The organism is Sphingosinicella terrae, from assembly GCF_003347635.1.
GTDB lineage: Bacteria > Pseudomonadota > Alphaproteobacteria > Sphingomonadales > Sphingomonadaceae > Allosphingosinicella > Allosphingosinicella terrae.
The window spans coordinates 68,175-77,696 of the sequence record NZ_QDFY01000016.1; the positions used below are offsets into that span (position 1 = coordinate 68,175).

6 protein-coding genes are annotated in these 9,522 nt (G+C 64.5%); all 6 read left to right on the forward strand.

From position 1 onward, the window contains the following. The first annotated feature begins 137 nt into the window (after nucleotides 1–137). The gene (locus DDE10_RS21000; RefSeq protein WP_114954761.1) at nucleotides 138–1,565 is read left to right on the forward strand and encodes a cytochrome ubiquinol oxidase subunit I; all 1,428 of its coding nucleotides are present in this window, start codon (nucleotides 138–140) and stop codon (nucleotides 1,563–1,565) included. Beyond that, complete coding sequence (cydB, locus tag DDE10_RS21005) at nucleotides 1,565–2,560, forward strand: cytochrome d ubiquinol oxidase subunit II (protein ID WP_114954762.1); 996 nt, start codon at nucleotides 1,565–1,567, stop codon at nucleotides 2,558–2,560. Before DDE10_RS21000 ends, cydB begins: the two co-directional genes overlap by 1 nt. After that, nucleotides 2,553–2,678 carry a DUF2474 domain-containing protein gene (locus DDE10_RS23955; RefSeq protein ID WP_114954773.1) on the forward strand — a complete coding sequence of 42 codons (126 nt, stop codon included), beginning with the start codon at nucleotides 2,553–2,555 and terminating at the stop codon, nucleotides 2,676–2,678. The genes cydB and DDE10_RS23955 overlap by 8 nt, the downstream gene beginning before the upstream one ends. 69 nt (nucleotides 2,679–2,747) lie before the next feature. Then, nucleotides 2,748–3,983: a hypothetical protein gene (locus DDE10_RS21015; RefSeq protein ID WP_114954763.1), complete on the forward strand. Its 1,236-nt coding sequence runs from the start codon at nucleotides 2,748–2,750 to the stop codon at nucleotides 3,981–3,983. Then, nucleotides 3,958–4,266, forward strand: coding sequence for a hypothetical protein (locus DDE10_RS21020; protein ID WP_114954764.1), 309 nt, complete (start codon nucleotides 3,958–3,960; stop codon nucleotides 4,264–4,266). Before DDE10_RS21015 ends, DDE10_RS21020 begins: the two co-directional genes overlap by 26 nt. A 729-nt stretch (nucleotides 4,267–4,995) precedes the next feature. Next, nucleotides 4,996–9,522: Ig-like domain-containing protein (locus DDE10_RS21025; protein WP_284734804.1), on the forward strand; the 4,527-nt coding region annotated here is incomplete at its 3' end.

Here is a 9,522-nt window from a genome sequence, read left to right on the forward strand (position 1 = left end):
AAACCTGCGGTTTCCCGCAGGTTCTGCGCGATCGGGCAGGATGCAGCCGATGCAATCAGGCGGGCGCGATCCGCATTCCACGCGGTTCGACAGTCACGGATGGCCGGGCTATAGGCGGCGGCCAGGGAGTTCTGGTCGTGACCGACGCCGAAACCGCATTGTTTCTTGCCCGGATCCAGTTTGCCTTCACCGTCAGCTTCCACTTCATTTTTCCAGCCTTCTCGATCGGGCTGGCTTCCTACCTCGCCGTCCTCGAGGGCCTGTGGCTGAAGACCGGCCGCGACACCTATCTGAACCTCTTCCGATACTGGGTGAAGATCTTCGCGATCACCTTCGCGATGGGCGTCGTCTCCGGCATCGTCATGTCCTATCAGTTCGGCACCAACTGGTCGGTCTTCTCCGATCGGGCCGGCCCGATCATCGGACCGCTCATGGCCTATGAGGTGCTGACCGCCTTCTTCCTCGAGGCGGGCTTCCTCGGCGTCATGCTGTTCGGCATGAACAAGGTCGGCAAGGGCCTGCATTTCACCGCGACGCTGATGGTCGCGGTCGGCACCGCTATCTCCGCTTTCTGGATCCTCAGCGTCAACAGCTGGATGCACACGCCCGTCGGCTGGGCGCTGAACGGGGCCGGACAGTTCGTTCCGGCGGCGGGCTGGCTCGAGATCGTCTTCAACCCGAGTTTCCCCTACCGCCTCGTCCACACCGTCATCGCCGCCTACCTCACCACCGCGCTCGTCGTCGGCGGCGTCGGCGCCTGGCATCTGCTCGGGCGGCGGGATACGCCCGAGGTGCGCAAGATGTTCTCGATGGCGATGTGGATGCTGGCGCTGGTCGCGCCGGTCCAGATCGTCGTCGGCGATTTTCACGGCCTCAACACGCTGGAGCACCAGCCCGCCAAGATCGCTGCGATGGAGGGGCATTTCCGCGACTATCCGGACGGCGCGCCGCTGATCCTGTTCGGCATACCCGATTCGGAACGCGAGACCGTCCATGCCAGCCTCGAAATCCCGAATCTGTCCTCGCTGATCCTTCATCACGACTGGAACGCGCCGGTCGCCGGCCTTTCGGCCTACCCGCCCGACCAGCGCCCGCCGGTCGGGATCGTCTTCTGGTCGTTCCGGATCATGGTCGGACTCGGCCTGCTGATGTTCACGCTCGGCCTGTTCAGCCTGTGGGCGCGCCTGCGCCGGCGACTCTACGACTGGCCGTTGCTCCACCGTTTCGCCTTGGTCATGGGGCCGGCCGGCTTCGTTGCGGTGATCGCCGGCTGGGTGACGACCGAGGTCGGCCGCCAGCCCTGGGTGATATACGGCCTGCTGCGCACCGCCGACGCGGTCTCGCCGATCGGCGCGCCTGCCGTCAGCGCCTCGCTCACCGCCTTCGTCATCGTCTATTTCGGCGTCTTCAGCTTCGGCACCCTCTACATCCTTCGGCTGATGTCGAAGGCGCCGGCCGCCGCCGAGCCGCAGCCGTCCGACGCGCCGATCCGCACCGCCGGCATCACCCCCGCGCCCGCGGTGGAAGCCGGCGACCGCCGCCGCGGCGAAGAGGAGACGCCGTGATGGACCTCACCGTCGTCTGGGCCTTCATCATCGCCTTCGCGGTCGCCGCCTATGTCGTCATGGACGGCTTCGACCTCGGCATCGGCATCCTGTTCCCGCGCTTCCCGGTCGGCCGGGAACGGGACCAGGCGATGAACGCGATCGCGCCCGTCTGGGACGGCAACGAGACCTGGCTGGTACTTGGCGGCGGCGGCCTGCTCGCCGCCTTCCCGCTCGCCTACGCGATCGTTCTTCCCGCGCTCTACGCGCCGCTGATCGCGATGCTGCTCGGCCTCGTCTTCCGCGGCGTCGCCTTCGAGGCGCGCTGGCGCGATTCCGGCCACCGCCGCTGGTGGGATCTCGGCTTCTTCGCCGGCTCGCTGGTCGCCACCTTCGCTCAGGGGGTCACGCTCGGCGCGCTTCTCCAGGGCATCACCGTCGAAGGCCGCGCCTATGCCGGCGGCTGGTGGGAATGGCTGTCGCCGTTCAGCCTGCTGACCGGCCTCAGTCTCGTCGTCGGCTATGCCTTGCTCGGCGCCTGCTGGCTGATCTGGAAGACGCACGGGCCACTCCAGGACCAGGCGCGGCGCTGGGCGAGGCGGTTGCTGCCGGGGCTGCTCCTGGCGCTCGCCGCGGTCAGCCTGGCGACGCCGTTCGTCGAGAGCCAGTATTTCTCTCGCTGGTTCGAATGGCCGGGAATGCTCGTCGCCATCCCGATGCCGCTGCTCGTCGTTCTCGCCGCGGCGCTCGGCTGGAGGAGCCTGTCGGGTCGGCGCGACGGGGCACCCTTCCTGTGGGCGCTGTCCCTGTTCCTCCTGTCGATGATCGGCCTCGCCATCTCGATCTGGCCGGACGTCATCCCCGGCCGCGTCACCATCTGGGAGGCGGCCGCGCCCTATGAGAGCCAGATCTTCATGCTGGTCGGCGCCCTCGTGCTCGTCCCGATCATCGTCGCTTACACCGGCTGGGCCTATTGGGTCTTCCGCGGCAAGGTCGGCGAGGAAGGCTATCACTGATCCTCGTCCGCCGCGGCCGCTCTGGCAGCGGCTCGCCTGGTTCGCCGGCCTGTGGGCGGCGGGCGTCGCCGCGGTCGGGACGGTCGCGTGGCTGCTGCGATGGTGGCTGAACCCGTAGCGATTTGTCGGAACGGTTCATCGGCGACTCCGTAAGGGTGCGGCACGCGGAGGCGTGGGGAGGGGAAGCATGATCGTTGCCATCGTCGCGATACTGGGCTTGGCCGGGGCTGCGCCCGCCGACTCCCGCGAATACGGGCTCGCCGATCTTGACGCGGTACAGGCGCTCGCCGCCGGCTGCGACGATCCGGTTCTCGATCTTCCCGCCTATCGCGGTGTCGACTGGAATCGGGACACGCGCCGCTTGCTCTCGGCGATGCTGCGCACGGATCCGGGCCGCTGCCCCGGCGTCGCCGAGGCGGCGGCGGCGCGGATCACGCGGGACGTGGGCGATCCGGAACGCAGCGACGTCTATCTCGAGCTCCTCGAGCTCGCCTGGCAGGTCGCGGAGACCGGTCGCGGCTTGCCGCGCGATACCGACATGGCCGACCGCTACGGGCGGATGCTGTGGCTGTTCGCCGACGAGCCGCCGGCGCTGCCGCGCTGGGCTGACGGCGCGCGCGAGGCGTGGCTGGTCCGTCCCGCGACGATCGCCCTGCTCGAAGGGCGCAACGCCGTGCCTGCGCTGCGGACGCGGCGATCGCTGCAGCTCCTCGCCGGCCTCCGGCTGCGCCGCGACCTCGCCGGCTACGATCCGGCCGAGGCCGCGAACCTGCTGGAGGACGGGCGGCTGATGTTCAACCTCGAGAACCGCATGCGCTTCAGCCGGCTTCTCACCGCCGGCGAGCATCTCCCGCCCGATCATGTCCGGGCCGCGCGACCCTATCTGTTCGCGGTCGGACTCTGGCCCGACCGCGAGGACCCCTATCTCGCCGAGCTGCTTCGCATCGCCCGCCTCGCCCTTTCCGCGGCGCGCACGCCGGTGGAGCGGGCGCAGGCGCTGCGCCTGCTCGCGGCGACGTCGCTGGACGAAAGCGGCGGCGAGCTCGACGCCGGGCTTCGACGCCTCGGGCGGCTGCGGTCGGTGCCGCTGGCGGCGGGCGACGCCGAGCGCGTCGGCCGCGCGCTGGACTGGAAGATCGCCTGGGCGACGCCTTATGGCTGCGACGACGAGGCGCGGGGCCTTGGACCGGTCACGCTCGACGCGCTGATCGGCCCCGATGGCCGCGTCGTCACCACGCGCATCGCGCTGTCGAGCGGCGCCGCCGAATGCGACCGCGGCGTCCGCATCGCCTGGGCCCAGGAGGGCGAACGCGCCGATCTGTCCGCCACCGCCCGCAGCCGCTTCGTCTGGACCCGGCTGCCGCCCGTCGATCCGGGCATGAGCACGTCCGACGCCTATGAGCGCTGGGGCTCCCCCTCCTGAGCTCGGAGCGGCCAATGTCGACACGATCCTCGATTTCACACCTGGTGAGGACAAGATCCTTCTCGACGATGCGATCTTCCTCGGACTGACCATTGCCGAGTTGCCCTCCGATGCCTTTGCTCTGGGGAATGCTGCCACGAGCGCCGTGCATCGGATCATCTACAATCAGACGACCGGTGTCCTGCTCTTCGATGTAGACGGCGTGGGCGGAGGGGCCGCAACGCACTTCACGTCGTTCGACGAGGAACCGACATTGAGCGCCCCGGACTTCATAATCTCCTGACGGCGAAAGCCGCTTTTGCTGAAGAGGAGGCGGATCATGTCAGTCCGACAGTGGGTGGCGGTCGAGCTGCATCGCTGTCGACAACTTGCTCCTCCCCGGCAATCGCGACAGGGTCGAATGAACAATAGTTCCGAGCGGGATTTTGCCGCCGCCGGGCTCAGAAGCCTTTTTGAATTCGAGATCATGTTGGGTGCGGACGAGGGGCCGGACCAAGTGCATCTGGAAATTAGATCGGAAATTGGAGGCCCGGTTCGGCGGGACAGAGGCTGGAGCGGCTGTTCGTGCCGCACGGGTAGGCGACGATCGGTATCGGGACCCGGCAAAGGAGCATTCCGGGTCGGCGCTGCCGCTTCAGTCCTGGCCAGCGAGCAGGCGATCTCGTCGATTTGCAGATGGAACGGAGGCGCAGGGCGTCATCTGACATCTAGGCTACCGACCCGCGGTGTTGGTGGCGCGGCGTCGTTGATCAGGGAAACGGGGGCATCGGGGCCGAACGAGTCAGTCTCGATCATTTCCGTCTTAATGTGTCAGCTTGTGACACGACAAGTTGTCACTGCCCTGACTTTACAGCAGAAAAACTTGCAATTCCCGTGAGCGTTCGCCAGCTTGGTGGCCGTTCAGGGGGAATCACAAAGCCATTGTTGCGCTGGCCCGTGCGGTGCCCTCCACCAGTGTCCTGTTTTTGGATCAGGCAATGTCCCGTGCGACTTGCCGCTGAGGGTTTCTTCGATGTCGGATCGTCACGACTATTCTCGTCTTCTCGACCAGCGAATTTCCTCCGGCCGGTCGCCGGAATGGTCCTCTTCAGCCGTCGAATCGGGATTGGGCATTTCTATCGCCCCGCTTGGACAGTGGCGACTGGTCGGAAGCGAGTTTCAAATTGGCGATGTGAATGCCGAAGGGGCTGCAACGGACGTGATTCAATTGCCCGGCGGTGGCTTCCTGTCGACTTGGCAATATCATGACGGAGTCCAGCTCCAGGCCTTTGCACGCCGCTACGACGCAAGCGGTGCGCCCTTGGGTGCCAGCATCTCCATTCCTCCGGGGATCATCACATCTTTGGCGGATGGGCGCTTCTTGCGCGTGTTTGGAGCGGACGACGCCGACGATCTTGGGGTGTTTGCACAAATCTATGACGAGAACTTGGCTGAGGTGGTTGCCGAATTCCAGGTCAATACCGTCACGGGGGGCGATCAGACCGCTTATATGGCGACCGGCCTTTCTGGTGGAGGGTTCGTTGTCACCTGGGCCTCGCCGGATGGTGATCGCAGCGGGATCTTTGCCAGAGTCTACAATCAGGAAGATGAAGCTATCGGAGATCAGTTTCGACTCAATGTCGGGACGACCTACAGTCAGAACTTCCCGACGATCGAGGCGCTCTCCGGCGGAGGTTTCGTCGCAGTCTGGGTCAACATTCTTCCCTCTTCAAGCGGCGGCGGTGAGCTGGTCGCTCGCATATATGATTCCAATGGCGTCCCGGTCACGGGCGAACTGGCCGTGAACTCCTATTCTCCCGGAACTCAGTGGCAACAGACGATAACCGCGCTCAGCGGCGGGGGCTTCGTTGTGGTCTGGGAGGGGGAAGGGACGAGCGGCAGAGGAATATACGGCCAGATGTTCGATGACGACGGTGCCCGCATAGGTGGCGAGTTCCGAATTGACCCCGTGGACGGTGCATATTCCCAGAATCCCGACGTGGAGGCTCTGGCAAACGGAGGATTTGTCGTTTGTTGGGACACGCAAGGCCAACCCGCGACGGACAATATCTTTGCACGCACGTTCGACGCCCAGGGAAATGTCGTAGGTCCGATTTTCGAGATGAACGGGCCCGAAGCGGGCGGAGGCAATTCGACCGCGGCGCTCGACGATGGCGGATTCGTTGTCATCTGGAGTGTCGACCACGGAAGCACCGAGTCCGTTTGGGGGCAGCGTTTCGGGCCGGGCGCGTCGGCCGTCGAGCAGGTCACCTATGATCTGGCGCAGGCAATCACGATCCAGGGGCAGGGCGATTCGGGAGGGGTGCTGACGCTCGTCCTGGATGTCGGCTACGGACGGCTCTTCGTTGCGCCCGGCAGCAGTGGTGCGGAAGTCGCGGGTAGCGGGACCGGGACAGTAGCCGCGACGGGTTCGCTATCGCAGCTCCAGGCGCTGCTGGAGGGCCGGGACGGGGCCACGGTAGAATACATGGCCGACGGCGACGATCCGCCGTCCTCCGTCGATCTCACCGGCCTTGTCTATCCGGCGGGCGAAGATCCTTCGTCGGGAGCGACGGCATCGGTGGGCATTCACATCGTGGCGGTGAACGACGCTCCGTCGCTCGCCTTCACGGGCGGGACCGTCGACGAGCATAGCGAAGTTGGAACGATCGTCGGTGTCGCTTCTGCGAGCGATAGCGATGCGCCGGTCTCCGATCTGGTTTTCAGCCTCGACACCAGCTGGGGCGGAATGTTCGCCATAGATGCCGCCAGCGGAGTGATTACCGTCGTCGACAGCGCTGGCCTCGATTTCGAGCGCGGTGTTACGCGTGAGATCACTATCCGGGTAACCGACCCCGGCGGCGCCTTTGCAACATCGATCCAGACGATTACCGTCAACAACGTTGATCCGGAGCCTCCGCGCGCTCCTAGCCGCGATCTTTGGATCAACGAAATATTCCAGATAGGTCAGGTGCAATATGTCGAGATCGCCGGACTGGCGGCTATCGATCCGTCGGGCTGGACGATCTCGATTTATGGAGCCGGCGGATACTCGTCTTCGCCGGCTGGGTGGGCTGGCGAATTCTTTCCTGACCAGATGAATGGATTCGGCACGCTGACGTTGAGCCTATCCAACTTCTTTTCGGACACCGTGCCGAGAGCCTTCGCCCTCGTGAGGCCCGATGGGAGCGTTGCGGAGTTCATCAGCTACGGGGGAACGGTTGCCGCCTTGGCCGGACCGGCGGTGGGGCTGACCAGTACCGATGTCGGCGTGATGCCTTATCCTCAGTCCTTCGCGATCGGGCGCGTCGGTTCGGGCGACGAGGTGTCGGACTTCGGATGGGCGCGCGTCAATTCGTCTCTCGGCCGGCCGAACGATTGTCAGACATTCGAATATTATCCGGGCGAAGCGCCAACGGCTGTCGATGACGAAGTGACGGCCGAGCAGGATACCGAGATCAGAATTTCGGCCGCGGATCTGCTGGCCAACGATACTGATCCGGACAGCTCAAGCCTGTTCATCACGTCCGTCGGCGCAATAGTGAACGGAACGGCCGAACTCGACTCCGAGGGCAACATAGTGTTTCAGCCGGCTCCGGGTTTCACCGGCGAAGCGGCGTTCGACTATGTCGTCAGCGACGGGACCTCGAGCGATACTGCCCATGTCGTCGTGCATGTCGGCCCGGCCGTCAACGAGGCGCCCATTCTGACGGTCGACTTCCCCCCGGGACTTATGGTCAACGAGGAAAATAGTCTCAGTCTGAAGGGCCTTGTGTCGGTGGCCGACTCGGACTCCGGAAGCTCCTCTCTGACGATGACATTCTCGGTGGACTACGGAAGAGTTCATATTGATCCAGGCAGCAGCGGCGCAATCGTTACGGATAGCGACACTTCTGACGTCACCGTCTCGGGCACCCTGGCGCAGTTGAACGACCTGCTGAACACCGCGCTCGACAGCCTGGTGCTCGTCATTCCGGATTCCGACTTCCCGCCGCCGGAATCGACCCTGACTGTCACCGTGAACGATAATGGGAATACGGGTTCGGGCGGGCCGCTGTCGGATTCCGCAAGCTCGACGATATTGATCGCGTCTTACAACGACGCGCCGGTTCTTGATGGCATCCAGGGCGACAATGTTACATTCGTGGAAGGAGGACAGCCGGCCAGACTCGATGCGGGTAGTGACGCGATCGCGAGTGACCCCGAGGGCGAGAGCGCGGGCTGGTACGGAGGCGGCAGTATCAACATTTCCATTACCGGCAACAAGGTTGCTGGTGAGGACGAGTTGCTCTTGATCGACACCGAGTCACTGACAGTCGTCGACGATCTCGTCTACGTCGATACGGTCTATGTTGGATGGATCGTCGACTGGGCGAGCGGCGGACCGGGCGCAGGTGACCTGCAGATCAGTTTCGAAAGCTCCTTTATTACGCAGGATGCGATTTCCGCGATCATCGGATCCGTCGCCTACAGAAATTCGAGCGATTCGGCCCCCTCGACGGATGATCGAGAAATCACCTTCAGTCTGAGGGACGGCGGAGATGGGGGCTTGAACCCTGCGAAGACCGTCTCCTCGGTCATGACAGTCTCGGTCCTGGGCGTGAACGATGCGCCGGTTCATGGAATTCCCGCCATCCAGCTTATGCCGGAAGACGAAACGCTCATCTTTTCGGCGGAACGTGGCAATGCCATTTTCGTCACGGATCCGGATGGGCTTCAATCCGACGTCACCGTCACCGTCTCGGTCGGGGACGGCTCTTTGACGCTGGCAGGAAGTGATGGCGTCGATGTCAGCGGAGAGGGTTCGACCACTCTGACCCTCACGGGCACGGTCTTCGATGTGAATCAGGCTCTCGATGGTTTGGGCTTCGCTCCCGTCGAGAATTTCGCTGGCGAGGTGATTCTATCCGTCACTACTACCGATGGCGGTGACGTTCCGCTTTCGGATAGCGACACGATCACGATTACCGTCGAGCCTGTCAACGATCGGCCCACGCTGGTGTTGAGCGGTGCGTCCGTCCTCGAGCACGCTTCGATCGGGACCCTGGTCGGCACCGCCCACGCCACCGATCTCGAATCCTCGGTGTTCGAGTTCAGCCTCGACAATGCCGACGGGCTATTCGAGATCGGCGCGGCCACCGGTGAGATCAGGGTTGCGAACAGCGCTGGGCTGGATTTCGAAAGCGGCGCGGCGCGTGAAATCACGATCCGGGTTTCGGACCCAGACGGCGGCGTCACCACATTGGTACGGACGATCACGTTAACTGATATCGACGAGGAAGTGGCGGGAGGCTCAGGCAATGACGGTCTTTCGGCGCTAAGCAACGACGACTGGGTGCTGAGTGGCGGTGGCGGTGCCGACATCCTCGCCGGCCGCGGCGGCAACGACCGGCTCGATGGTGGCAGCGGCGCCGACGACATGCGCGGCGCCGGCGGCAACGATACCTACATCGTCGACCATGCCGGCGATCGGGTGACCGAGCTGTCCGGCCAGGGCGTGGACACGGTGAGGAGCTCGGTCTCGCACACGCTCGCCAACCATATCGAGAATCTGGCGCTG